The 26,215-nt window shown below is 63.9% G+C and carries 23 protein-coding genes; 12 read left to right on the top strand and 11 right to left on the bottom strand.

Features of this window, described 5'->3' with window-relative positions:
- Nucleotides 1-247: 247 nt before the first annotated feature.
- The 6 genes from HV675_RS11045 to HV675_RS11020 all read right to left on the bottom strand — a co-directional run bounded on the left by HV675_RS11045 (nt 248) and on the right by HV675_RS11020 (nt 7,574).
- Nucleotides 248-1,333: an extracellular catalytic domain type 1 short-chain-length polyhydroxyalkanoate depolymerase gene (locus tag HV675_RS11045; protein ID WP_175110943.1), complete on the bottom strand. Its 1,086-nt coding sequence runs from the start codon at nt 1,331-1,333 to the stop codon at nt 248-250.
- A gap of 34 nt (nt 1,334-1,367) precedes the next feature.
- Nucleotides 1,368-1,805 carry a CopG family transcriptional regulator gene (locus HV675_RS11040; protein WP_377700494.1) on the bottom strand — a complete coding sequence of 146 codons (438 nt, stop codon included), beginning with the start codon at nt 1,803-1,805 and terminating at the stop codon, nt 1,368-1,370.
- Between the two features lie 143 nt (nt 1,806-1,948).
- Nucleotides 1,949-2,482, bottom strand: a complete 534-nt coding sequence (mobB, locus tag HV675_RS11035; RefSeq protein ID WP_175110942.1) for a molybdopterin-guanine dinucleotide biosynthesis protein B — start codon at nt 2,480-2,482, stop codon at nt 1,949-1,951.
- Nucleotides 2,479-5,244 (bottom strand): formate dehydrogenase subunit alpha, encoded by a 2,766-nt coding sequence (fdhF, locus tag HV675_RS11030; RefSeq protein WP_175110941.1) that lies wholly within the window; start codon nt 5,242-5,244, stop codon nt 2,479-2,481. Before fdhF ends, mobB begins: the two co-directional genes overlap by 4 nt.
- Nucleotides 5,241-6,950 (bottom strand): NADH-ubiquinone oxidoreductase-F iron-sulfur binding region domain-containing protein, encoded by a 1,710-nt coding sequence (locus HV675_RS11025; protein ID WP_175110940.1) that lies wholly within the window; start codon nt 6,948-6,950, stop codon nt 5,241-5,243. The genes fdhF and HV675_RS11025 overlap by 4 nt, the downstream gene beginning before the upstream one ends.
- Before the next feature lie 270 nt (nt 6,951-7,220).
- Complete coding sequence (locus HV675_RS11020; protein WP_175110939.1) at nt 7,221-7,574, bottom strand: winged helix-turn-helix domain-containing protein; 354 nt, start codon at nt 7,572-7,574, stop codon at nt 7,221-7,223.
- A gap of 494 nt (nt 7,575-8,068) precedes the next feature.
- Here HV675_RS11020 and HV675_RS11015 point away from each other — a divergent pair, with 494 nt between their 5' ends.
- Nucleotides 8,069-8,929 (top strand): helix-turn-helix transcriptional regulator, encoded by an 861-nt coding sequence (locus HV675_RS11015; RefSeq protein ID WP_175110938.1) that lies wholly within the window; start codon nt 8,069-8,071, stop codon nt 8,927-8,929.
- A gap of 133 nt (nt 8,930-9,062) precedes the next feature.
- Here HV675_RS11015 and HV675_RS11010 read toward each other — a convergent pair whose 3' ends face one another.
- From HV675_RS11010 to HV675_RS10995, 4 genes are all read right to left on the bottom strand, one after another.
- Nucleotides 9,063-10,412 carry a DUF2325 domain-containing protein gene (locus tag HV675_RS11010; RefSeq protein ID WP_175110937.1) on the bottom strand — a complete coding sequence of 450 codons (1,350 nt, stop codon included), beginning with the start codon at nt 10,410-10,412 and terminating at the stop codon, nt 9,063-9,065.
- Between the two features lie 203 nt (nt 10,413-10,615).
- Nucleotides 10,616-11,224 (bottom strand): hypothetical protein, encoded by a 609-nt coding sequence (locus HV675_RS11005; RefSeq protein WP_175110936.1) that lies wholly within the window; start codon nt 11,222-11,224, stop codon nt 10,616-10,618.
- Between the two features lie 212 nt (nt 11,225-11,436).
- Nucleotides 11,437-11,895, bottom strand: a complete 459-nt coding sequence (locus HV675_RS11000; RefSeq protein WP_175110935.1) for a (2Fe-2S)-binding protein — start codon at nt 11,893-11,895, stop codon at nt 11,437-11,439.
- 91 nt (nt 11,896-11,986) lie between these two features.
- The gene (locus HV675_RS10995) at nt 11,987-14,305 is read right to left on the bottom strand and encodes a xanthine dehydrogenase family protein molybdopterin-binding subunit (protein ID WP_175110934.1); all 2,319 of its coding nucleotides are present in this window, start codon (nt 14,303-14,305) and stop codon (nt 11,987-11,989) included.
- A 407-nt stretch (nt 14,306-14,712) separates the two neighbouring features.
- Between HV675_RS10995 and mscL the strand changes: the two genes are divergently transcribed.
- From mscL to HV675_RS10980, 3 genes are all read left to right on the top strand, one after another.
- Entirely contained in the window at nt 14,713-15,177 is a 465-nt protein-coding gene (mscL, locus tag HV675_RS10990; protein ID WP_175110933.1) for a large conductance mechanosensitive channel protein MscL, read from the top strand.
- Nucleotides 15,178-15,451: 274 nt separating this feature from the next.
- Nucleotides 15,452-15,616 carry a hypothetical protein gene (locus HV675_RS10985; RefSeq protein WP_175110932.1) on the top strand — a complete coding sequence of 55 codons (165 nt, stop codon included), beginning with the start codon at nt 15,452-15,454 and terminating at the stop codon, nt 15,614-15,616.
- 203 nt (nt 15,617-15,819) lie between these two features.
- Nucleotides 15,820-16,551 (top strand): hypothetical protein, encoded by a 732-nt coding sequence (locus HV675_RS10980; protein ID WP_175110931.1) that lies wholly within the window; start codon nt 15,820-15,822, stop codon nt 16,549-16,551.
- Nucleotides 16,552-16,611: 60 nt separating this feature from the next.
- Here HV675_RS10980 and HV675_RS10975 read toward each other — a convergent pair whose 3' ends face one another.
- Nucleotides 16,612-17,760: a GGDEF domain-containing protein gene (locus tag HV675_RS10975; protein WP_175110930.1), complete on the bottom strand. Its 1,149-nt coding sequence runs from the start codon at nt 17,758-17,760 to the stop codon at nt 16,612-16,614.
- A 546-nt stretch (nt 17,761-18,306) separates the two neighbouring features.
- Between HV675_RS10975 and ddpX the strand changes: the two genes are divergently transcribed.
- From ddpX to HV675_RS10935, 8 genes are all read left to right on the top strand, one after another.
- Nucleotides 18,307-18,885 (top strand): D-alanyl-D-alanine dipeptidase, encoded by a 579-nt coding sequence (gene ddpX / locus HV675_RS10970; RefSeq protein WP_175110929.1) that lies wholly within the window; start codon nt 18,307-18,309, stop codon nt 18,883-18,885.
- 44 nt (nt 18,886-18,929) lie between these two features.
- Entirely contained in the window at nt 18,930-20,537 is a 1,608-nt protein-coding gene (locus HV675_RS10965; RefSeq protein WP_175110928.1) for an ABC transporter substrate-binding protein, read from the top strand.
- 61 nt (nt 20,538-20,598) lie between these two features.
- Nucleotides 20,599-21,669 (top strand): ABC transporter permease, encoded by a 1,071-nt coding sequence (locus HV675_RS10960; RefSeq protein WP_175110927.1) that lies wholly within the window; start codon nt 20,599-20,601, stop codon nt 21,667-21,669.
- A 173-nt stretch (nt 21,670-21,842) separates the two neighbouring features.
- The gene (nikC, locus tag HV675_RS10955) at nt 21,843-22,769 is read left to right on the top strand and encodes a nickel transporter permease (protein WP_175110926.1); all 927 of its coding nucleotides are present in this window, start codon (nt 21,843-21,845) and stop codon (nt 22,767-22,769) included.
- A 3-nt stretch (nt 22,770-22,772) separates the two neighbouring features.
- Complete coding sequence (locus HV675_RS10950; RefSeq protein WP_175110925.1) at nt 22,773-23,693, top strand: ABC transporter ATP-binding protein; 921 nt, start codon at nt 22,773-22,775, stop codon at nt 23,691-23,693.
- Nucleotides 23,694-23,737: 44 nt separating this feature from the next.
- Nucleotides 23,738-24,580 carry an ABC transporter ATP-binding protein gene (locus tag HV675_RS10945; protein WP_175111001.1) on the top strand — a complete coding sequence of 281 codons (843 nt, stop codon included), beginning with the start codon at nt 23,738-23,740 and terminating at the stop codon, nt 24,578-24,580.
- A gap of 248 nt (nt 24,581-24,828) precedes the next feature.
- A complete protein-coding gene (locus tag HV675_RS10940; RefSeq protein ID WP_175110924.1) occupies nt 24,829-25,716 on the top strand; it encodes a hypothetical protein in 888 nt (295 codons plus the stop codon).
- Between the two features lie 24 nt (nt 25,717-25,740).
- Nucleotides 25,741-26,208 carry an Imm50 family immunity protein gene (locus tag HV675_RS10935; RefSeq protein ID WP_175110923.1) on the top strand — a complete coding sequence of 156 codons (468 nt, stop codon included), beginning with the start codon at nt 25,741-25,743 and terminating at the stop codon, nt 26,206-26,208.
- The last annotated feature ends 7 nt before the right edge of the window (nt 26,209-26,215 follow it).

Here is a 26,215-nt window from a genome sequence, read left to right as displayed (position 1 = left end):
TGCTGAAGGTCGTGAGTACACCGCTCAACGGGTGTTGAGCGAGTGATCATCGTCGGACGCCGCCGGGAAATTGCCGCTCGCGACCGATGAGACCGCGCAGGTTCGCCGTGGACCAGAGCAAGCCACACGCTGGTCCACGTGCGCGGGCAAACTACGTCGGCGCAATAGTGAGGCTCCCCTGCCGGACTTCCACGCGAACTTTGCCGGAGATCTCAAAGCCGAAGTCACGATGGCATCGGTATGTCCATCAGGTCGACCGCGGATGGTCGAGAAAAAAGCGCAGCATTTCAGCACTTGCGTCGGGACCCGCGGGATCCGTATAAGTACCGCGCGCATCGCCGCCGGCCCATGCGTGAGACGCACCGTGTATCGTCCACAATTCCGCTTCCACATCGTCGCCTGTGGTCAATCGCATGACGGAACATGCCCGTGATGCCACGCGTTGCCCACGCTTCTCGCAATCGTGATGGGCTTTCGTTTCGAATCCCCGCAGAATCCGGGCGGCATTCGTCACGTGAACGGTACGATCCGCGTCACCATGAAAGACGATCATGGGCCGGCGGGCAGCGCCTGCGCTGACATTGCGAGACATCCTGCCGGAAGGCTCAGCGCCTTTCATCGCGGCAAGCGCCGAAGGCAGGTCGTGCGCGCAACGCGCGGGCAGACCCGAATGCACACCTGCGGCCGCGTACAGTTCGGGATACTCATCGATCATGATCGCCGCCATTGCGCCGCCCGCCGACATGCCCGCGATATACACGCGCGCCGGATCGACGTCATGCGTCGTGATGATTTCACGTGTGATGCCCGCGATCAGTGACGGCTCGCCGCGCTCGCGCTGCTGGTCGCCGGGCTTGAACCAGTTCCAGCAGCGGGACGGATTGGCCTGCTGCGGCTGCACCGGATAAGCCACGAGGCACCCGTGCCGCTCGGCAAGCACGTTCATCCGCGTGCCTGCTGCAAAATCGTCGGCGTCCTGCGTGCAGCCGTGCAACATGACGATCAGCGGACGCGGCTCACCGGCCGCCGACGCGGGCACATATAGCCGATATTGACGGCGTCCTGCCGCATTGGCGTAAGAAAGCGTATCGAAATGGCTGCGTTCCTCGACGTCGACGCCTGATTCACGCGCGACAGACGTCGCGCTCGCCGTCGCAGGTTTGCCGACACGCGGAACCGTAACCGCTTCCTGCGCCGCAGCGCCGGCTGTTACGCCCGACGAATCGCCCCGCAACGCGCGTTGAATCGCTTCGGTCGCCTCAACCGGGCCGCGCGTTCGCAATAAGGCGATCGCTTCGTGCATCGAATTCAAAAAGCCGTCATTCAGTTTCATGAGTTTGTCCGGTGATCGGATTGGACCTGCGCGGCTAGCGGACTCGGGCTCCGAGTGCGGCTTTGACGGCGGGCGTTGCATGGAAAGCGCCCAGCACCACGACACTTTCGATGGTGGCAAGCGCGAGTTCCGGTGAGACGTCATCGGCGATGCTGGCCAGGCCGAGCACGTGAATGTTGAGATGCTCGTGCGCGGCGCGCGCCGCTTCGAGGTCCTGTCTGGAAAAATGCTGCATGCCAAGCACGAGCGCGCGACGCGTGATGGTTTGGTGCATGAACGGCGCGTGCGCTGCAAGCTGGTTGCGGATTGCCGTGCGAATCAGGTCGGTACGGTTCGAGTAAAAGCCCTCTTCAACCAGCAGATCGATCTGTCCAAGGTCGACAGGGCCAAGATTGATCGTGAGTTTTTCCGATTCGCCGCCTTTCGAACGCGGCGGGACGACAACCTCTGATTTTTTCATGTTTCCATCCATATTCCATCCATATGGATGGTTATAGGCGGGTATTCGCTGCGACGCAACATGAAAAATTGGGGCGCGCTCCCGTGAGTGCCAGCCCGTGACAGCACGGCGTTGTCATGCAGTTATCCATTGCCCTTTCGCGCTCCGGCGAATCTTCATCCACGCGGCGCCAATCGCTTCAATGTTTCATCAAGGGGTAGCGCAAAGGCCAGTGCGAGGTCCGCGACTGCAGGAATATCGTCGATATGCGCATGCGGCAAAGGCGTCCTGCTTCCTTCGGTGTCGCTCACGACTGCCGCGATATGACGATCGGTAGTCCAAAGCCATGGTTTGCCATTGGCTACGCGGTAGATCTCGATCTTGACGTGCTCTTCTTTCTTGAATCCTTCGACCACGACAAGATCGACCGGACTGAGACGGGGCAGCAAGTCGACGAGCGCCGGCTCGTCCGCTCCGCGCATTTCGTGCATGATCGCCCAGCGGGCGCTCGATGCGACGAGCACCTCACTCGCTCCCGCCTCGCGATGCGCGTAGGAATCCTTGCCAGGCTTGTCGAAATCGAACGCATGATGCGCGTGCTTGACAGTCGAAACGCTGAGCCCCCTGCTCTTCAGCTCGGGAATCAGCTTTGCAAGCAACGTCGTTTTGCCTGCTCCGCTCCAGCCTGCCAGTCCGATGACGCGCATCACTCCATGACGCTGGCGACATCTGCGCGCTCAGCCCGTACCGCACAGAACTTGAACTCGGGGATCTTACCCGCCGGGTCCAGCGCCGGGTTGGTCAGCAGATTCGCCGCGGCCTCCGCGTAGCAAAAAGGCATGAAGATCATATTCTCGGGTACGTCACGGTCGGAACGTACCTTGATCTCGACCGCTCCGCGCCGGGTGAAGAGGCGCGCAAACTCGCCGGGCTTCAACTGCAAACGGCGCATGTCCTTCGGCGACATCAGCGCGACCGCTTCCGGCTCGATGCCGTCGAGCACATTCGAGCGCCGCGTCATCGAACCCGTATGCCAATGCTCCAGCACGCGGCCGGTCGACAGTACCATCGGGTAGTCGGCATCCGGGATTTCATCTGGCGGCCGGATGTGGGCGGGCACGATCTTGCCCCGGCCACTGGTTGTTGGAAATCCGCCAGTGAAAATGATGTCATTGCCCGGCACCGCGGGGCCGTCCACCGGATAGGTCACGGCGCCCTCGCGCTCGAGCCGCTCCCAGGTGATGTTTGCCAACGACGGCATGACCTGCGTCATTTCCGCGAACACATCGGCGGGGCCACGGTAGTTCCAGTCGAGGCCCATGCGCCTGGCGATTTCCTGAATGATCCAGAGGTCCTGCCGCGCGTCGCCCGGCGGATCGATAACCTGTCGTGCGAGCTGAACGCGACGATCCGTGTTGGTGAACGAGCCAACCTTTTCTGCAAAGGCGGATGCCGGCAGGATCACGTCCGCATGGAACGCGGTCTCGGTGACGAACAGATCCTGCACGACCAGGAACTGGAGCTTCGCGAGAGCCTGCCGTGCATGCTGCAGATCCGGGTCGGACATCGCCGGGTTTTCCCCTTCGATGTACATGCCGGTGATCGTGCCCGCGTGAATCGCACCCATGATCTCCACGACAGTCAGGCCCGCCTTGGGATCGACTTCCTGCTGCCAGACACGTTCGAACGGCGCACGCAGGTCGGTGCGGCCGACGGACTGATAGTCCGGCAGGAACATCGGGATCAGTCCCGCATCCGATGCGCCCTGCACGTTATTCTGACCACGCAGCGGATGCAGCCCGGTACCGGGTCGTCCGACCTGCCCGGTGACGAGCGCCAGTGCAATCAGGCAGCGTGCATTGTCGGTACCGTGCACGTGCTGGCTGATGCCCATCCCCCAGAAAATGATCGACGCCTTCGCCGTGGCGTAAAGGCGTGCGACCTCGCGCAGCGATTCTGCCGGCACGCCGCAGATCGGTTCCATCTTCTCCGGCGAAAACGCCTGTATCCGTTCCTTCAGTTCCTCGAAGCCTTCGGTGTGGTCCGCGATGTACTGGTCGTCGGTCAGGCCTTCGGTGATGATCGTATGGAGCATCGCGTTGAGCAGCGCGACATCGCTGCCGGGCTTGAACGCGAGATGCCTATGCGCGTGCCGCGACAACGTCTGTCGCCGCGGGTCGATCACGATCAGCCTGGCCCCGCGTCGGGCAGCGTTCTTCAGAAACGTCGCGGCGACCGGATGGTTCACGGTCGGATTCGCGCCGATCACGATAATCACTTCGGCATCGAGCGCCGCTTCGAACGGAGCCGACACCGCACCCGAATTCAGCCCTTCCATCAGCGCCGCAACCGACGACGCGTGGCATAACCGCGTGCAGTGGTCGACGTTGTTCGAGCCAAAACCGGTGCGCACCAGTTTCTGGAACAGATACGCTTCCTCGTTGGAGCCTTTCGCCGAACCAAAGCCAGCCAGTGCTTTCACTCCCTGCGTATCGCGGATCGTTGCGAGGCCGCGTGCCGCCACGTCGAGTGCTTCTTCCCACGTCGCTTCGCGGAAATGCGTGTACGGGTTAGCCGGATCGACCTGATCGGTCCAGTCCTTCTGCGCGTTCGACAAGCGAATCAGCGGTGTCGTCAACCGATGCGGATGGTGAATGTAGTCGTATCCAAAACGGCCTTTGACGCATAGCCGGTTGTGGTTGGCGGGACCGTCCTTGCCGTCCGCGTACAGGATCGTGTTGTCCTTCACCTGATACGTGACCTGACAGCCCACACCGCAGAATGGGCAGAGAGAATCGACCTGTTTGTCCGGATAGTGGATGCGCGTCTGATGTTCGTCGAGCAGGGCGGCAGGCATCAACGCACCCGTCGGACACGCCTGTACGCATTCTCCGCAGGCCACGCAGGTGGATTCGCCCATCGGATCGTCGAAGTCGAACACCACCTTCGCTTCGTGGCCCCGATACGCCATGCCGATCACGTCGTTCGCCTGCACTTCGCGGCACCCTCTTACGCACAGGCCGCATTGAATGCACGCATCGAGATTGACACGCATCGCGGGGTGACTCGCATCGCCTTCCCAGCGCTTCGCCGCGGGAAAGCGGCTCGCGCTCACGCCGGTTTTATCGGCCCACTGCCAGAATTTCGAGTCCGGATCGTGCGACGTGGCGCGCGCCGGCTGATCGGCGACGAGCAGTTCCATCACCATGTTGCGGGCGGATACCGCGCGTGCGCTGGCCGACTTCACCTTCATTCCGACCGCGGGTGTGCGCTTGCAGGAAGCGGCCAGCACGCGCTCGCCTTCGATCTCGACCATGCAGGCCCGGCAGTTGCCATCCGCGCGGTAATCCGGCTCCGGTGAGTAACACAGGTGCGGAATCTCCGTGCCAAGCCGTTTGGCGACCTGCCAGATCGTTTCACCGGGCGCCGCTTCAACCGTCTGCCCGTCGAGTTCAAACTGGATGGAATTCATTGCGCGCGCTCCCGGGCCGGAAACAGTTCGGTGAAGTACCTGATGACACTGGTCAACGGATTCGAGGCCGCCTGCCCCAACCCGCAGATCGACGCGTCCCGCATGGCCTGGCTCAGCTCGCCGAGCAGATCCTGATCCCAATCATCTTGCGACATGAGCAACGCGGCCTTTTGCGTTCCCACACGACAAGGTGTGCACTGGCCGCAACTCTCGTCTTCAAAGAACCGCATCAGGTTGAGCGCCGCCTGCTTGATGTCGTCCTGATCTGAAAGAATCACGACGGCAGCCGAGCCGATGAAACATCCGTATTTTTCGAGCGTTCCGAAGTCGAGCGGAATGTCGTCCATCGCGGCCGGCAGGATGCCGCCCGATGCGCCGCCGGGCAGATAGGCGCGTAAAGTGTGGCCGTCCGCCATTCCGCCGCAGAACTCGTCGATCAGCTCGCGGATGGTGACGCCGGCGGGCGCCAGCTTGACGCCGGGTTGCTTCACGCGCCCCGACACGGAGTAACTGCGCAAGCCAACCCGATCGTTGCGGCCGTGCCCCTTCCACCAGTGCGCGCCTTGTTCAACGATGTCACGCACCCAGAACAGGGTTTCGACGTTGTTGATCAGCGTGGGGCGACCGAACAGACCCACCTGAAACGGATAAGGCGGTTTGTGGCGTGGATACCCACGCTTGCCTTCGATGCTCTCCAGAAGCGAGGACTCTTCACCGCAGATATAGGCGCCCGCCCCGCGCCGCAGATGCAGCACAGGACCGCCCGGCGGAAGCTTGTCGATCTCGCGTGCGAGGATTTCGCGCACCGCCGGATACTCATCGCGGATGTAGATGTAGACGTCCGGCGCTTCGACAACGTGCGCGCCGATCAGCGTGCCTTCAAGGAAGCGGTGCGGATCGCGTTCGAGGTAGTAACGATCCTTGAATGTCCCCGGCTCGCCCTCGTCACCGTTGATCGCCATGAGACGCGGTCCCGGCACACTCAACACAGAGCGCCATTTGCGGCCGGTCGGAAATCCTGCCCCGCCCAGACCGCGCAAGCTCGCATCGTCCAGCGCCTTCAGCAGGTCTTCAGTCGCCAGCGCGCCCGAGCGCAAACGCTGCAGAAGCTGGTAGCCGCCGCGCGCCACGTATTCCTCGTATTCGACATATTGCGGCACGTGAGCATGGGTGTCGTCACGCCGCACGGTCTCGAGCACGTTCTGTACATTCGCGTGATCGACGAAGTTGTGGCCGACTTCTGCCACCGGCGCCGTGTCGCAGCGGCCGACACACGGTGCGCGCACGACGCGCACGCCGGGGCCAGCCGTTTCCTGTAGTTGCGCGAGCAACCTTTCAGCACCCAGCATCGCGCAGGTGAGCGAGTCGCACACGCGGATGGTGAGCGGCGGAATCGCCGGATCACCTTCCTTGACCACATCGAAGTGCGCGTAAAAGGTCGCCGTCTCGAACACCTCGGAGAATGCGAGCTTCATCTCGTCGGCGAGCGCCGCCAGGTGTACCGCCGAAATCTGTTTGCAGGTATCCTGGATCAGGTGCAGATATTCGATTAGCAGGTCGCGTCGCCGCGGCCGGCTGCCCAGCAGTGTCTCAATCTCGTGGGCCGCTTGCGGGTCAATCACCCGGCCCTTCGGGGTGGCTTTGGCCTTGCGCCTTCCCGCGCCCGGATGCTCAAAAATCCGGATCGTTTGCTCGTGCCCACTCATGGTTTCACGTCTCCGATGCCGCATCGTGATACTGCGAGCCGTTGGCGCCGCCGCCACGGAATCCGCGTGCCGTCGCGACCGGTATCTGGCCGCCGGCACCTATGCAGTCTGACTTCACGTACTGGGGAACGACCGTCCAACGGTGGTTCGGTTGCGCTGCGGCCTGACGGCCGAGGCGAGCGGAAACGCCAGAGACAGATCGATATGTTTTAGAGACTATATCGAACCTTGGCAACCGCGCAAATATGAAATCGGACTGCCGGACGGGTGCTACCTGTCGGCGCGAGCGTGCTGGGAAAAGTGCGGCAGGCGAGCCTCGACCACCCGGGCGACCTCGTCCTGCAGAAGACGGTACTCGGCGAGAATCTGTTCGCCAAGCGCTGTGACCGTTGCGCCGCCGCCGCCCGCGCCGCCCTTGTTTGCCGCGACGAGCGGGGAGCGGAAACATTGGTTCATGGTCTCGACCAGCAGCCAGGCGCGTTTGTAGCTCATGCCGAGACGCCGCCCGGCCGCCGAGATCGACCCGGTTTCCCGAATCGCCGCCAGCAGATCGGCCTTGCCGGGCCCGAGCGCAATATCGGTGTCCGTCAATAGACGGATCTGAACGTCATGCTTGAATGTCATGCAGGTTCTTGTACTGACTCAGTCGGATTAGAGGCGTGTGAACACGTTGAGACGGTTTGAAAGTTGGCAACGCAACTGGGTCTTGTCAACCGCCGTCGGCATTTCGCTTTTTATCACCCTTTCAGGAGGCCGGTTCGACGGTGCTTCGACATCCTGTGCTGAATCGTCGACAATCGCCGGCTGGCGGAGGCGCTCCGTCGCTCACCATCCAGCCCGGGAATCGCATACGATGCCAGCGGCCGCGGTAAAAACGATCAACATAGCCATGCTGATTCGACCCATACCCGGTAAGCGCGCCACATTGTCGAAGCACCCAGGTCACTTCTGCGTGATTTTCGCGTAGCTAGTAGAGTGACGCGTGACGCGCCCATGCGCCCATTCGACGAAACGAAGCTATGGCATCCGAAACGAACCTTGCACTCGTCAATACGCCTGCTGGAATACCTCCGATTACGCCGGACGCGTGGAGGCACGCCATCGAAACAAGCTGGGGTATGCGGTGCGACTTTGCGGACAGCGACCCGTCGCCGATGTATTCCACGCACTGGCTGATGGGCGGGCTGCACCTGAGCGCCGCCCAGGTTGCCGCGCAACAATGGACCTGGCTCGGAGAACCGGCGCAGACCGACTGGCGTCACGACATGATGGTCGTCAACATCGTGCAACGCGGCGCCGTCGATATCGAGCAGTCCGGTGTGTGCTTGCATATGACCGACGGGTCGATGCTTCTGCTCGATGCAAGCCGGAAATATACGCAGACGGTCGCGGAAGGCACCACGGGCATTTCCGTTCGCGTGCCGCGCAGCGCGCTCGCGCAACGAGGCCTGCGTCTTTGCGGACACGACATGTTTATCGCGGATCCCGCTTCGGCAGACGTGCGGCTACTCAGATCATGGATCGAATCGACGGCTGCGCACGGTCAGGGCGCAAGCCGGACCGCTCGCGCACTCGCCGCCGAACATCTGATCGACCTGATGCAGATACTGGCCGCCGCTGATCCCGCCGCGCTCAAGCGCATCACAAACGCCGATGCCGTGCTGTCGAGGGCAAAGCGCTTTATGGAAAGAAACATCGGCAATGACACGATCGACCTGCCGGCCGTTGCGCGCGCGATTGGCGTATCGCATGGACACCTGTCGAGGCTGTTCGCCCGTTCCGGCACAACGGTGATGCGCTTCCTGTGGCAATTGCGTCTCGAGCGCGCCAAAGCGATGCTGGCCGATCCGCATATCGAGTTGCGCATCAGCGACGTTGCGCAACGATGCGGGTTCGTCAGCGCCGCGCACTTCAGCCGTGCCTTCAGGAAGCAGTACGGCGCGACTCCCCGCGACGTGCTGCGCAGTCCGAAAAGCTAAGCGGCACTCGCCCGACTTTAATACACCGAGGGCCTGGAAGCAGCGGAGCTTTTACCTGCACGCGTGTGTGCGTCGCGTGCGGAATTGAACTACTCGTGGCACGAACGGCTGCGGGTGCGGTCCGCGCCGGCCTTCACCCGTGCCTTAGACAGAACCGCGACACGCGCGCGGCTGGCGCCGGCGCATCGGCCGCCGTGAGCCGCGCAACCAGTTCGACGAAGCTCGCCACGCTCGCCGTGCGCAGCGGATAGTACGCAACCTGGCTGCGTTCGCAGACGCGCTTCAACATGTTCATCGAATCGTGGTCGATGCAATCGACCGGGAATACGACCATATCCGCATTCGGCAGCGCCGCGGCGAGCAGACCCTTGCGATCTTCAATGCCGCCGTCGTGCACCGTCAGTTCGCCGCCGGCCGCTTCGACAAGGCGCCGCACGGCGCTATTGGACCCCGGACGGCCGCCGACGTACACGATGCGCTTGCCCTGCAACGCATCGAGTGCGCCGCTCTTCGCGGCGGACGCGGGCGACGACGACGTATCGTTGGCCGCCGCCTGCACGGTACGTTCGAGCGCGTTCGCTTCGTCCTGGATTACCTTCAGCAGTGCGAGCGCATCGTCGAGACTCGCACGCAACAGACGCACGTTCTCCTGCTCGGTTGCCACGCGCTGCTCGGCCGCATCGCAGCGGCTCGTCTGCAGCGCGAGGCGCGCGTCGCGCGCGGCAAGCGCCTCGCGCAACCGGTCCGCGTCCGCTGCGCGTTGCGCCGTATCCGCGGGCACTGAACGCGCAGCCAGCTGTGCATTGAGTTCATCGACACCGCGTGCAAGCGTATCGCGCTCGAGCGCCATCTCATGCAAGCGCTGCTGTTGCCGCTCCATCTTCGCGTGCAACTGCGCGTTCTGTTCCTCGAGCGCGACCAGCCGGCGAATATCCGCGCGATTCGCGGCGCCGACCAGGTGCGAAAGCATATGCAATTCACCGAACGCCGCCTGGCGAACCGGCAGCGTCGCCTGCGGATGCGTCATCAGCGCCCAGTAAGCGGGCGGAATATCGCCGCTCTTGAGCGCGTCGTTCCATAACGCGAGCAGCGCGTCGGCATCCTTCGCGCTGTCGAAGCGGCGCAACGCGCCCGCATAGCGTTCATCGAGCGCCTTGTGCAGCGCCTTGCCGCCGGCGCCGCCTTCGATGGCGAGCTCGATCGCCGCGTGATGAATCTCGAGATCCGTCGCCTTCTGCCGATCCAGCCGCGTGAATTTCGGCACGAGCTTGCGCAGCTCGTGCGTGGTCAGGCACGTACCGATGATCGAGCAGTGCAGATGCGAGTCGAGTTCGGAGAGCCGCGGGCGGCGCTTCAGGCTTTGCAGTTGCCCGGGCGACGGCGCGCAGCATGCGTCCGGCGTGCGCATGCGATCGCCGATGTAAGCGTCGGTCCGCTCGGCGCCATTCACGGCGGCGGCGAGACGAAACGGAGGAGCCTGCATGATGGCCTCGTGTCGGATTCGGTTCGCGACGGAACAATACGAGCGAAATATACCATTGAATATATCGATACACGTGGCAATGCCGTCTGCATGTTCCGTTGCGGGTACGCCGCGGGGGCGAATCAATGAAAGAAGCAGATGAAAACGATACCGCGCGCTGCGCGAGCGGCGACGGCCGGGTGAGCGATGACCGCTGCGTCGCGTCAGCGCCCTGCCGAAGGCACGGCCTCAGCGACCTTCGCCGCCGCCGGACGCGCGGCGCGCACGCCGCCGGCCACCACGGCCCGTTCCGCGCGCAGCACGGTGCCGACCCGCACCGCGTCGATTGGCGTGGCCAGTTGCCGTTCGAGCACATGTTCGACGCATAGCCCGACGAGAATTGCATCGACGCGCTCGAGCTCCGCCGCGGCCGCGCGCAGCGCGGCCGGATCGTTGCTGAACGACTCCGAAAACACCGCGTCGCGCGTTTTTTCGAGCGCGCGCGCATCGCGAATCGTGCGTCTGAGTTCGCGCATCCGGTCGAATTGCGCGGCCTGCGCCGCGTTGCCGAGCAGCGTCAGCAACCGCAGCAGCGGCGCCGCACGGTATTCTTCACCCTGCGCGTCGCGCAGCGCCGTATTGTCGTGGCTCACAAAGAGCAGCACGAAGCGCAATACGCTATTACGCAGACGCATCAAGCCGTCCACGACGTCCCGGATCAATTCCGCGCGGTTATCGCCGCCGGCCGGTTTCAGCGTGCTGATATGCGCTGCCAGCGCGCCCGCCGGCAGCGCCTGCGCCGACCGCTGTTCCGCGATGTGACGACTGCTCACGCCACCCTCTCCTGTTCGATTCCCTGTGGTTGCCCGTGGTTGCCCCGTCGTTGCCGTCCGGCAGACGGTCGCGCCTGACCCTGCGCACCCACCGATGTATTCTACCGAATATATCGATACTATATCGAAACCTGAATGGAAGCGAAAAACTTTCGGCACGCTTGCGTGAGCGGGAAACGGCGGCGCACGCACGCTGTCACGCCAGGAACGGGTCAGCTCCGCTTCTGGCCGCTCGCTTCGTAGATCGCCTGACGGATTCGCGGATACGTGCCGCAGCGGCACACTACCGGCGTCATCGCCTGATCGATATCCGCCGGGCCGGGCTTGTGATTGTGCGTAAGCAGCGCGCTCGCGGCCATCAGTTGCGCGCTCTGGCAGTAGCCGCACTGCACGACGTCGATGCGCGTCCATGCGGCTTTCAGCGCACGGGCTTGCGCACCGTCGAGCCCTTCGATCGTCGTGATCTTCGCGCCGCGCAATTGCCCGACGGGCTTCGTGCAGCAGGTCTGCGCGACGCCGTCGATGTGCAGCGTGCATGCGCCGCACACCGCGACGCCGCAGCCGAATTTTGTGCCGGTCAGTTTCAGCTCGCAACGCAGCACCCACAGGAGCGGCGTCGCCGGGTCGGAACGGACCGCGGTCTCGCGGCCGTTGATGTTCAGAAACAGCATCGTCGTCTCCCGCGCCCGTCGGTTCGGGCAACATTGTTCAGCACCGGCCCTATGCTTCGCTTCGGGACAGCGCTCAAGCTCAAGCCCAAGCTCACGCGAGCATGAGCGGCAGCGTGCGCAGCCGCACGCCGGTCAGCGCAAAAACCGCATTCGCGACCGCCGGCGCGACCGGCGGCGTCGCCGCTTCGCCGACGCCTTGCGGATGTTCGCGGCTCGCCACGATATCGGTCACGATGCGCGGACACTGCGCCATCCGCACGACCGGATAATCGGTGTAGTACTGCTGCTGCACGACGCCGCCATCGAGCGTGATCGCGCCATACAGCGCGGCGGACAGGCCGAACACAATCGCACCTTCGAGCTGCTGCGCGATCAGATTCGGATTGACCGGCAAGCCGCAATCGATCACGCAGACCACGCGGTTCACATGAATTGTCCGCTCCTTGCCCTTTTCCACTGGCGCGTCCACCGACACTTCGACCACCTGCGCAACGACACTGCCGAACGCATCGTGCAGTGCGACGCCGCGCGCCTGCGCGAGGCCGCGCTCATCGGTGTCGAGCGGCGCGTGCCAGCCGGCGAGTTGTGCGGCGCGACGCAGCACCGCGAGATGACGCGGATGATGCGCAAGCATGGCCGCGCGAAACGCGACCGGATCCTTGCCGGCCGCGGCCGCCAGTTCGTCGACGAAACTCTCGACAAAGAACGCCTGATGCGAATGACCGACCGATCGCCAGAAGCCGACCGGCACCGGCAGCGACACCGCCTTGTGGCCGACCCGCAGATTCGGCCACTCGTACGGCTGATCGAACGCGCCTTCATCGTTGGTCTTGTCGAACGCGCGGCCGAGTTCGGCGGCAAAGCCTGGCACACCGTAATTGCGCGCCAGCCAGTGGGTGACGATCGACTGGCTCGCCGACGTATTGCGCCACGCGATCACCGCGCCCGCGTTGTCGAGGCCGGCGCTCAGGCGCGACACGCAGGCGGGCCGGTAGAAGTCGTGCATCATGTCTTGCGGCCGGGTCCAGATGGTCTGCACCGGCGTGCCGCGCATCTTGTTCGCAATCGCGACCGCTTGCGCGATGTAGTCCATCTCGAGCCGGCGGCCGAACGCACCGCCGATCAGCATCGACCGGATATCGACCTGCTCCTCCGGAAGATCGAGCATCTGCGCGGTATAGCGACGCGCGACGTCGGGCACCTGAGTCGCGGCCCAGACGATCGCCGAGCCATCGTTCACCTGCGCGGTGCAGTTGATCGGCTCGAGCGCCGCATGCGCGAGATACGGCACGCGATACTCGGCATGCACCGTGCGCGCGGCGATGCCGAGCGCGGCATCGGCGTCGCCGCGCGCGTACCACGTGTGGCCGGCGCTGTCGTCGAGCGCGTCGCCAAGGCGCGTGAATACATCGGCGCTCGACACGCGCGACGCATCGTCGATACGCCATTCGCACTTCACCGCCTCGAGCGCATGCATCGCGGCATACGCGTTGCCGGCAATGACCGCGACACCGCCGGTGCCGCCGTGATACGGCGGCACCGCGAAGACGCTGATGACGCCCGGCTGCGCCGCGGCGGCCGCGCCGTCGAAATGCGCGACCGCGCCACCCGGCACCGGACACATCGCGACACTCGCGTACAGAAGCCGCTCGGGCGCCGCATCGATACCGAAGCGCGCGGAGCCGTCGAGCTTCGACGGCGCTTCGATGCGCAACAGCGGCTTGCCGATCAGCGTGAACGCGGCCGGGTCCTTCACTTCGATTTTGCGCGGCAACGGCTGGCGCGCGGCGAGCGGCGCGAGTTCGCCATACGTCGCGCTGCGGGTTGCACCGGAGGCCGGGCCATCGAACACGCGGCCGGCTTCGGTGCGGCACTGCGCGACCGGCACGCCCCATTGCGCGGCAGCGGCCTGAATCAGCATCACGCGCGCGGCGGCGCCCGCCTCGCGCATCGGCAGCCATGCATCGTTGAGCGACGTCGAGCCGCCGGTCATCATCGCGCCGATCTCGCGCGCGCCCTTGCGCGCGAGCCACGCGACGACGCCTTTGAGCGTGCTGTCGTCGTCGGGGCGAAACGGCAGATTGCCGACCACGCTTTCCACGTTGTTGTAAATCCGGTCGACCGGCGCGGCTTCGACGCCGACGCGCGACCAGTCCGCATCGAGTTCCTCGGCGACCAGCATCGCGACGCCCGTATGCACGCCCTGCCCCATTTCCGCGCGGCAGACCATCACGGTCACGCGGTTGTCGGCGCCAATCTTGACCCAGCCGTTCAGCGCGGCCTGCGCGGGCAGCACGTCCAGCGCACGCGCCGGGTCGAGGCGCTGGCGCGGCGGCAGCGCGGACCAGCCGACCGCGAGCGTACCGAGCGCCGCGGCCCCGCCAACGAGGAAGGTTCTACGCTTGACCATGGCACGCCGCGATGCGGGTTGTGCAACGTTGGAAACGTCGGCCGGACCACGACCCGCGCCACAAAGCACGGGATGCACGGCGCGGACATCAGTAAAACGCACAAACACGGCGCTGAATGAAACCCTGCTTTTGCCGCAGCCGCGTCGATCCGGCTCGCGGCCGGCGCTCGATCGCGCGTTGATCCGACACGGCCTCGATCGCTCACCTTACGAATGCGATGCGGGTATTTCAAGCATATTAGTCTGCGCACGGGCGGCGCGCGTCCATTCGTGCGAGGCCAGAGACTCGCGGCGCCGGCGTTCCGCTGCCGCGTGCCGTAACCGGCGCGCCTGCCCGGCCGGGAACCGGGAACCGGGAATGCAATTCGCTACCCGTGTGACTCGGCGACAGGCACGGAGGAACCACGATGGCTGGCATCTTTCAGGAGTTCAAGCAGTTCGCGATCAAGGGCAACGTGATGGATCTCGCGGTCGGCGTGATCATCGGCGGTGCGTTTTCGACCATCGTCAACTCGATCGTCAAGGATCTGATTACGCCGATCGTCGGAACGGTGACCGGCGATATCGACTTCTCGAACAAGTTCGTCCGGCTCGGCCATATTCCGGCGACCTACAAAGGGAATCCGGATTCGTATAAGGACCTGCAATCGGCCGGCGTGGCGGTATTCGGCTATGGATCGTTCGCGACCGTGGTGCTCAATTTTCTGATCCTCGCGTTTATCGTGTTTCTGCTTGTGAAGTTCATCAATAAGCTGCGTGAACTCGAAGCAACCAAAGAGGAGGCGCCCGCAGCGCCGGCCGCGCCGCCCGAAGACGTCTTGCTGCTGCGCGAGATTCGCGACGAATTGAAGGATCAGCGGCAGCGCGCATAGTGGCATGCGATGCGTTGCCGGAGGATCAGAGCCGCGCCGCAGTTGCACGGCGTGAATGTCTCAATGCGAAGACCGGATCGCGCGGCTCGGACCCGGCCGCGCAGTGTGCATCGCGCCGGCATGCACCCATGTCGTATCGACCATGCGGGAACGCCACATGCTCGCTAGCGGTTAAGGGGCTACGGGGCGAGCCGCTAAAGGGCTAACGACTGAAGGTCGACCAGCACCGCGTCGCGGCCGCTTCGCCGCGTGCACTGCAACAAGGAGGCTGCGTATGTTATCCATCCATGCGTCCGATCCCGCATCGGACCCGCCGATTCCCGATCAGCCGGCGATACCGCCGGAGCCCAGCCCCGGCACGCCCGATGTGCCCGATATCGGTATGCCGGAGCCGGAACCGGATCGGGCGCCGCCGGAAACAGGCAAGCAGAATAAATAGTATCCGGCCGCAGCCGGATACTGCGTGTCTTCATTTTTGAATTCACGCGTATTCGCGCGCTTTCGCGATACGCGATACGCGATACGGCCTATTCGATTATCTTGCCGGTCCGCATTGCCATAGCAATCCAAAAAATGGTTAAATCAACGGCACCACCCTGAAGGGTGAATTCGAATCAATTAGAAAGCCGGGGATCAAGCAAAATGAAAAATAAATGCGCCGTATTGCTGCTCGCATGCAGCATGCCGATTATCGCGTTCGCGCAATCGGTTAGCGCACCGACATTAAAGGAAGGAGACACCTGGACCTATGTCGATACCGTCGAAAAAGGTCCGACCGGATGGCAGCAAACGCACAACGCGCTCACCGTGCAGCGCGTCACGGAATCGCATATCTACGTTTCATCGAAACCGGTCGGCGCCTCGACCAGCGGCAATGAAGCCATTGTCGGCGCGGACTGGAGCCGGGCGCGCGAATTCGATGGAAGCGAAGTCGTCGTCAACCGGCCACTCGCCTTTCCGTTGACAGCCGGCAAAAGCTGGAATGTCGAGTACACGGAACCGCATCCGACGCCGAAGCTCAGTTCAGCAACCTGGACGACGAAATACAAGGTGGTCGGCTACGAGGACGTCGATGTGCCGGCCGGCAAGTTTCACGCGCTGAAAATCGAAGCGGAAGGCGACTGGCACGGGCAGATCGCGCCATCGAATACGGTCGTTCAGTCGGCGCAGGTGCAGCAGGGACAGACGACGCTCGTCACGCAGGCACGGCGCGTCACGCCTGAAACGACCGCGGGCCATACGTACAAGGCGTTCTGGTATGTGCCCGAAGTCGGCCGCTGGGTGAAGTCGGTGGAGGAGTACTACGGCAGCAATGGCGTGCGCAGCGAGCGCTTGACAACGGAACTCGAGACCTACAAGCGCAGCGCGCCATAAAACGCACAGGCCCGCACCTCGACGGCAATCGACAGGCGGCAGCGGGACATACATGGCCCACTACGCCAACTCCAGCCGGTTCCCTCCCAACGCCTTCGCGCTATACAACGCGTGATCCGCGGCAGCCAGCAGATCCGCCAGCGTCGACGCATCACGCCCGAACTGTGCGAGGCCGATGCTCACCGTCGCCTGGATGCGCACTCCGTCCGCGCTGTATGTGGTTGTCTCGGCGAAACGCCTGACGACCGCCTCGCCCACTTCCGTCGCACGCATGCTGTCGTCGCCAGGCAGCAGCGCGACAAACTCTTCTCCGCCGATGCGTGCAAGCAGCGCCGCGGGCCCGATCACGTCACGGGCAATCTCGCCGAATGACTTCAGCACGGCGTCGCCCGTTTCGTGACCGTATCGGTCATTGACCGTCTTGAAGTGATCGAGGTCGAACGCCAGCAGCGACACCGGCCGCGTTGCGCCGGCCTCGCGAAGCACGCGCGCGCCCTGTTCGAAAAACCATCGGCGATTGCCCAGACCGGTCAGATAATCCGTTTGCGATTCCAGCAGAAGCTCGCGATGCGCTTCCTCACGCACGAGTCGCAGCAAGGTCATCGGTAGAACGACCGAATACAGCACGCCCTCGTACAACGTGATCTTGCCGACAGCGACCAATACATCGCGCCCGTAGAGCGTCACCATCCACGGCAGGATGCATGCGCGCGCGGCATAAAACACCGCGTGAACGCCCGATACCAGCGCGGCAATACGTTGCGACTGCAGCCCCGTCATTCCGTCGCTGCGCAGCAACTCGCGAGCGGTCAAGCCGCAAGCAATCGCAATCGGAAACGCGCTCACATAACTCCACACGACCTCCTGCCAGCGCACGCCGCCCAGCGCCCACACGAGCGCCGTGCCGGCAAGCGTCGCGATTGAAACCGCGCTGTACCGCCGGCCGCTCAGCGAGCCGGCGCCGCGCAGAATCAACAGATAGCCGGCGAGAATCAGGAGATTGCTCAATGCCGAGCCGGTCACGCCCGGCGGCGCGTGACGAAACAGGGCCGCCGCACAGCCGATCGCAAGGGTCGCGTATCCGGCTGCCAGGATGGTCAGTTCCCTGCTGCGCTTCAGATGAATTCGCCGCTCCCACAGCGTCAGCCCCGAACTGGCCAGAAGCGTCCCGATGGCAAGGAGATAAAGGGTTATGAGGTCGACATGCATTGCTGACGTAGCGGCTGTCCACCGTTGCATCGCGGCGGGAGTCGCATTTTACGCTGAAAAATTCGCCAGTACTAAGCCTGTGGGAAGCGGAACAACACCGCCCGTTGATTCGCCTGCAACGCCTGGTTCGGCTGACTGCCGGATCAGAATTCAGGCGGCGACCGCAGTCGTTCAGCCTTCCGCTCGCTATTAGTCCGCCGATATCAATTGATTTTTTAAGCTGGCGCCGGCTTTATTGACCTTGTTAGATGCATGACATCCCGAAGACCCAATGACAGATAACTAATCCTGCTTCGCGATGCCGATACCGCTTGCACCCGCATCGCCTGCCCACCCGCCCGTCGAACCCGGAGCCGAGTTCGATGCGGTTTCGTTACGCCTCAACGTCCACATCGTTCGCACCGATCGGCCAGTCCGCGCTGTTTGCACTCGCCCCGCCGCCTGCAGGCATACTGACAGGCACCGCACTGCGCGCGCTCGCCTGCCGCAGCGCATGCCCGCCGCATTCGACCCGTCCGCTTCCCGTTATTCGAACCGCATGCCTTCATGACCGAACCGATTCGATCAACCGCACGTCTCGTCCCGATCACGCGCGACTCACACGGCGTCGACATCGACCTCGTCTACGCGAGCGACCGCAATCTCACCGGCAAACCGATTTACAAGCGCGCCCACTGCCTGCTGCTCGAGCCGGCCGAAGCCGCGCTGCGCACGGCAGTCGGCATCGCGCGCGAAAGCGGGCTGACGCTGCGCATTTTCGATGCGTACCGTCCGCCGCAAGCGCAACAGGTGCTGTGGGACTTTCTGCCCGACCCGACTTATATCGCCGATCTGACACGCGGCTCGAATCACAGCCGCGGCGCGGCAATCGATCTCACACTCGTCGACGCGAGCGGCGCCGAGCTCGATATGGGCACCGGCTTCGACGCGATGACAGTCGAGTCGTGGCACTTTCACCCGGGCCTGCCGCAGCACGTGCAGCGCAACCGGCTGATGTTGCTCGGCATCATGCACGCGGCCGGCTTCACGCATATTCCGAGCGAATGGTGGCATTACGAGCTGCCCGGCGCGCGTGCGCTGCCGCTGATCGACAACGCGGACAGCGGCCCATGGCAGCTGATGTAACGGACAACGGCAGCATAACTTCACGAACAGGCAGGGGAACACGGATGAAACAGGTTTTGCGCAGCATGCTTGCCGCAACCGCATTCGCCGCCGCGCTGAGCATGTCGTTGACGGCCGCCGCACCCGCGCACGCGGCCACGCCGAAGGACATGCTCGTGATGGCGACGATGCTCGACGAGTTCTCGACGCTCGATCCGGGCGAAGTCTACGAACTGGTTCCCGAGGAATACGTCGCGAATACGTACGACCGGCTCGTGCGCGTCGACCTGAAAGACCCGTCGAAATTCAACGGCGACGTCGCGCAATCGTGGAGCGTGAGCCCGGATGGTTTGACATTCACGTTCAAGATCAAAAGCGGGCTCAAGTTCCACTCGGGCAATCCGCTGACCGCCGACGACGTCGCGTGGTCGATCCAGCGCACCGTGCTGCTCGACAAAGGCGCGGCCGCGGTGCTGCAAGGCATCGGCCTCACGAAGGACAACGCGCTGCAGCGCGTGAAGAAGATCGACGACACGACAGTCAGCGTCACGACTGATCAGAAATACGCGCCCACCTTCGTGCTGAACGTGCTCGGCGCATGGCCCGCGTCGGTGGTCGACAGGCAGCTGCTGCTCACGCACCAGCAGAACAACGACCACGGCAACGCGTGGCTGCGCACCAACGAGGCCGGCTCGGGCGCCTATAAGCTCGTCAGGTGGACCGCGAACGACAGCATGATCCTGCAGCGCTTCGACGGCTACCGCGTGCCGCTCGCGATGAAGCGCATCGTGCTGCGTCACGTGCCGGAAGCCGCGAGCCAGCGCCTGCTGCTCGAAAACGGCGATGCCGATATCGCGCGCAACCTGAGCCCCGACGATCTCGCCGCGCTCGAAAAGTCCGGCAACGCGCATATGATGGCCGTGCCGCAGGCCACCTTGCTGTATCTCGGCCTGAACGTGAAGAACCCGAATCTCGCGAAACCCGACGTACAGGAAGCGATGAAATGGCTGATCGATTACACCGGCATCCAGACCAACATCGCGAAGTCCACCTATAAGGTGCACCAGACCTTCCTGCCCGAAGGCTTTCTCGGCGCGCTGAACGACAACCCGTATCACCAGGACGTCGCGAAAGCGAAAGCGCTGCTCGCGAAAGCGGGCCTGCCGAACGGCTTCAACGTGACGATGGACGTGCGCAGCAGCTACCCGTACAGCGAAATCGCACAGGCCGTGCAGGCGAATCTCGCGCAGGGCGGCATCAAGGTCGAGATCATTCCCGGCGACAACAAGCAGACGCTCGCGAAATACCGCGCGCGGGCGCACGACATCTATATCGGCGAATGGTCGGCGGACTATATCGATCCGCACAGCAATGCGCAGGGTTTCGCCTGGAACCCGGACAACTCGGACAAGTCCAGCTATAAGATGCTCGCGTGGCGCAATTCGTGGAATATCCCGGACCTCACAAAGGAAACCAACGAGGCGCTCGCCGAATCGTCGACCGCCAAACGCGCACAGCTGTACCAGACCATGCAGAAGCAGATGCTCGCGCATTCACCGTTCGTGATCATGTTCCAGCAGGTGTCGCAGGTCGCGATGCGGCCGGGCGTGAGCGGCCTCGAAGTCGGCCCGATCAACGATCTCGTGTCGTATCGGCATCTGCAGAAGCAGTAAGCGAATCACGCCGGCGCGGGCGATGCGCGGCGGCGCGCCGTCCTCATGCAAGGAAGCGAAGATGTCGACTCCCGTCACCCCGCTCGAACGCCTGCGCACCCTGCCCGCGCGCCGCGCGGACGTGCGCTGGGCGCTGTACGTGCTGCGCTGGGTGCTGACGCTGGCCGTCACGTTCGTCGGCCTGCTCGCGGTCACGTTTGTGATCGGCCGCAAGGTGCCGATCGATCCGGTGCTCGCGGTGGTCGGCGACCGCGCGTCGGCGTCCGCGTATGCGGCCGCGCGTGCGCAACTGGGCCTCGACCGGCCGCTCGCGGTGCAGTTCTGGCTCTACGTGCGCGATGTGCTGCACGGCAACCTCGGCGTGTCGCTGCTCACCGCGAACCCGGTGCTCGACGATATCAGGCGGGTCTTCCCCGCGACGCTCGAACTCGCCACGCTGTCGACGCTGATCGGCGTGCTGGCCGGTGTGCCGCTCGGCGTGATCGCCGCGGTGCGGCACAACCGCTGGGTCGATCACGTCGCGCGCCTGATCGGCCTCGTCGGCAGTTCGGTGCCGGTATTCTGGCTCGGGCTGATGGGTCTGCTGCTCTTCTATGCAAAGCTGCACTGGGTGGCCGGACCCGGCAGGCTCGACCCGGTGTACGACGGCATGGTCGACACCCGCACCGGCAGCCTGCTGATCGACGCGCTGGTTGCCGGCGAATGGGATGTGCTGTTCAACGCGCTATCGCATATCGCGCTGCCCGCGGCCATTCTTGGTTACTACTCGGTGGCGTATCTGAGCCGCATGACGCGGTCGTTCATGCTCGACCAGTTGAGCCAGGAGTACATCACCACGGCGCGCGCGAAAGGCCTGCCCGAACGGCGCGTGATCTGGAGACACGCGTTCGGCAACATCATGGTGCCGTTGCTCACCGTGATCGCGCTGTCGTACAGCTTCCTGCTCGAAGGCTCGGTGCTCACCGAGATCGTGTTCGCGTGGCCCGGCATCGGTTCGTATCTGACCGGCGCGCTGCTGAACGCCGATATGAACGCGGTGCTCGGCAGCACGCTCGTGATCGGCGCGACGTTTATCGCGCTGAATCTGCTGACCGATGCGCTGTACCGTGTGTTTGATCCGCGCGCCCGTTAGTGCATAGTTGTGCGCGGGTCGCGCGTAGGTCGTGCATTGATTCGCACAGCCCCCTTTTCAAAGCGTTGATGAACCGTGTCCGACCTTCTTCCGAACCGACCGCGCCGCAGAATGACCATGCGACGAAGTCCGCTGTCGACTGCGCAGTCTCCGCGCCGCCGCAAGGCGGCCCAATGAGCGCTGGGTCACCGTCGCGCGCATCGGGCTGGCGCGCGTGGCTGCTCACCGACACGCCCGCATCGCGCCGCCAGGCCGCGCTCGGTCTCGCATATCGCCGCTGGCGGCGCTTCGCGGGCAATCCGCTGTCGCTGTTCGGCCTCGCGATTCTGCTGCTGCTCGTCGCCTTCGCTGCGTTCGGGCCGCTCGTCGCGCCGCACGACCCGTTACGCCAGGTGCTGTCGGACCGGCTGCTGCCGCCCGGTTCCGCGTCGCATTGGCTCGGCACCGACCAGCTTGGCCGCGACATCCTGTCCCGGCTGATCTACGGCGCGCGCATCACGTTGTCGATCGCGATGCTCGTCGTGATCGTGGTCGTGCCGCTCGGCCTCGCGATCGGCACCGTCGCCGGCTTTTTCGGCGGCTGGGTCGATATCGTGCTGATGCGCATCACCGACGTCGCGCTCGCGTTCCCGAAGATCGTGCTCGCGCTCGCCTTCGCAGCCGCGCTCGGACCCGGCGTGATCAACGCGGTGGTGGCGATCTCGATCACCGCGTGGCCCGCCTACGCGCGGCTCGCGCGCGCGGAAACGCTGCGCCTCGTCGAAGCGGATTTCATTCATGTCGCGCGGCTGCAGGGCGCGTCGCGCATGCGCATCGTGTTGCGCTATATCGTGCCGCTGTGCGCGTCGTCGGTGATCGTGCGCGCGACGCTCGATATGGCGGGCGTCATCCTCACGGTCGCCGGTCTCGGCTTTCTCGGCCTCGGCGCGCAGCCGCCCAGCCCGGAATGGGGCTATATGGTCGCGTCCGGCCGCAACGTGCTGCTCAACGCATGGTGGGTCGCGACGATCCCCGGTTGCGCGATTCTCGCGGTAAGCCTCGCGTTCAACCTGCTCGGTGACGGACTGCGCGACGTGTTCGACCCGCGCCACGGAGACTGACTAATGGAACGTCCAACGTCAGTGAACGCAGCCGCCGCCGCTTTCGAAACGGCGCCGCTCGCTGAGATCGACAATCTGCGCATCGCGTTTCGCGGCCACGACGGCACGCTCGCCGAAGCGGTGCGCGGCGTATCGCTGACGCTCGACAAGGGCGAGCGCCTCGGCATTGTCGGCGAATCCGGTTCGGGTAAATCGCTGACCGGCCGCGCGCTGCTCGGTCTTTTGCCGGGCGCCGCGCAGATGAGCGCGAGCACGCTGCGCTTTGACGGCGCCGATCTGCTTGCGCTCAGCGCGCGCAAACGCAGGCAGTTGTGCGGACAACAGATGGGCATGATCCTGCAGGACCCCAAATATTCGCTGAATCCGGTCATGACGGTCGCGCAGCAGATGCGCGAAGCGTTCGCACTGCACGCGCCGAAAACCGGCCGCCGCGCGATGCGCGAGAAAATCGTCGACGCGCTGGCCGCCGTGCATATTCGCAACCCGGAGCGGGTGGCCGATGCGTATCCGCACGAACTGTCGGGCGGCATGGGGCAGCGCGTGATGATCGCGATGATGGTGTCGAGCGGCCCGCGCCTGCTGGTTGCCGACGAGCCGACCAGTGCGCTCGACGTGCTGGTCGCGCAGCAGGTGCTCGCCATTCTCGACGAGACGATCGCCCGCCACGATACCGGGCTGATTCTGATCAGCCACGACCTGCCGCTCGTGATGTCGTTCTGCGACCGCGTGGTCGTGATGGTCGCAGGGCGCGTCGTCGAAACCTGCGTCGCGCGCGATCTGTTGCACGCGCAACATCCGTATACGCGCGGGCTGCTTGCCGCGAATCCGCCTCTGGCGAATCCGCCGGACGAATTGCCGGTGCTCGCGCGCGACCCGGCGTGGCTCGCCGACCCGCACGACAGCGCGCACGGAGCGCCGCGATGAACCACCCGATAAACAGCGCGACGAACCACGCAACGGGCCGCGCGATGATCGAGGTCGACGCCTTGACCGTCCGCTTTCGCACGAAAACCGGCACGTTCGACGCGGTACGCGACGCGAGCTTCCAGGTTCATGCGGGCGAAGCGTTCGGCCTTGTCGGCGAATCGGGGTCCGGCAAATCGACGGTCTTGCGCGCGTTGACGGGGCTCGTGCCGGTCGCGGGCGGACGGCTCAGCGTCGGCGGATGCGCGGTCGGCACACCGGACCATGCGGAGCACGGCGGACCACGCGGTGCATACCGCACATCCGGCACATCCGGCAAGCGCGACCGCTCATTGCAGCGCGACGTGCAAATGGTGTTTCAGGATCCGTACGGATCGCTGCATCCGCGCTTTACCGTCGACCAGACATTGCGCGAGCCGCTTGCGATCAACAGGCTCGATCGCGAAGACGAGCGCATCGCCGCTGCGTTGCGCGAAGTCGGGCTCGGCCCGGCATTTCGCTTTCGTTATCCGCATCAGCTGTCGGGCGGCCAGCGGCAGCGTGTGGCGATCGCGCGCGCGCTGATTGTCGAGCCGCGCGTGCTGCTGCTCGACGAACCGACTTCCGCGCTCGACGTGTCGGTGCAGGCGGAGATTTTGAACCTGCTGCGGCGTCTTGCGCGCGAGCGCAATCTGACGATCCTCCTCGTCAGCCACAATCTCGCGGTGATCGGCTTTCTGTGCTCGCGCGTCGCGGTGATGCGCAACGGCGAGATCGTTGAAGAACTGGGCATCGACGCGGTGCGCGCGCAACAGGTGCGGCATGCGTACACGCGCAGTTTGCTGCAGGCCACGGCGGGATACCGGCGCGATGCGGCGGATGAGATTGGGGTGGATGCGGCGCTTTAGCGGCGGACGTATCCGACGCGTACGCTGGTTTCCGGAACGCAGCAGCAAACATTTCTGCCCGGCATTCGATCTCAACGGACTCGCTCACCGCTCGACGTCGACCCATCCATCAGGCGCAAGCGGCGCTGGAGCGTTGACAAACCTTTGCAACCCACCACCTGACCTTTGATACGTATACAGGCCTCAAACCGAACGCGAGGCGTGGCATATGTCAACTGAATTGGAGATTGGACACGAAGAGACGGGCAATGTCGTATAACGCGCTCTACGTTCCGCTCGACATCGGCACATGGAGCTGCAAACTTCTGCCTACGTCGGAATATCGCAGTCCGTCGGGAGAATGGCTGAACCTGATTAAGGGTGAAGAGCTGCATCAACTCGAAGAAGACCGGCGCGCATTCGATCTGTATTTCCGGCCGAACTATGATTTTCGATCTCTGATCCGCAGCGATATCGACGCCATTTGCTCATTCATTCGTGATCAACTTGCCTTGGCGCACTGGGATTTGCCGACTGATAACGCTGGCATGGAACGTATCCTCAAACAATCAGTCCGTGATAGGCGGCTCATACCCGTCGTCAACCGTGACCAACGCGTGCGCGCCTATGCGCACCGACCGCCCCCCGCGCCACTGCGATGGCCGCCTTCGGGCGGTGCCATGCCTGAAGTGCAGGCCATACCCTATGTCGGACGGCTGTCTCTAACCGTCAGCAGCGGGCCAGCGACGACGATGGGAAGCACGCGCGCTGCGGCTGGTACGGATTTCCGGCGAGGCGGGGTCGCGGCAGGAAGCGCGACTGGCGCAATAGTGCGCAGCGCCCGCGCTGTCTCAGTCGTTGACGCCTGGACGGGCGACGGCATCACGCGCCTCGCCGAGGCCCAGCCGTTCGAATATACGCCCGATGCGTCAAGCGGTAGCGTGACGGAAATAGCCGCACGCGGCGTACGCATGACGGGCAATCAGCCAAGTGGATTCCGCATCAACCCTAATGGCCTCGATGTCGATTATTTCGACGCGGACGGCAATCTGTGCGCCCAATACCACGCAAGTCACGGGGAGCCACATGGTCACAATTTTGAGGGCGGTGTGAGAGATGGCGCTCACCTGTCGATGTCACCGATCGACTGCCGTTAAGCCGCAACAGACAGGAGAACAGAAGTGGGCAGCGAAAATAAGTCATGGGGCTGGGAACTGGCAACAGGCAGCGACCTGCTGGTCAAGGTGTTCGGCGAATATCCGTCATTTCACGATTCCGCTGTAACGACATTCTGCATGCAAAGACAGCGGCGTTCGTTTGAAAGCGCAGATGGAACGCTGTTACCGCATGGCCGGGTGCGGTATCTGGTCGACGTCAAACTTGAGGTGCTACATAACCGATATGGCAAACCTCGCTGCGATGGAGGCTTGGACTATCTGGTCGTGCTGGATCTTCTGGACGTCAGAACTTCGGAAATCGATGTGAACGCGATGCTCGAGGAAGCCTCGATCATGGAGATTTCGTTGTCCAGCATCCCCAACGGACTGATCAGCTTCGACCTGATGCCGAACATCGGGCTCGACGTTCGTCTAACCTGCAAAGAGGTCGTCGTCAGCGCGGTTCGCCCGTACAGTCGCAACGACGTCTGACAGACTG

This window comes from Paraburkholderia solisilvae (assembly GCF_902859875.1).
GTDB classification, from domain to species: domain Bacteria; phylum Pseudomonadota; class Gammaproteobacteria; order Burkholderiales; family Burkholderiaceae; genus Paraburkholderia; species Paraburkholderia solisilvae.
This window is presented reverse-complemented; position numbering and strand designations above follow the sequence as displayed.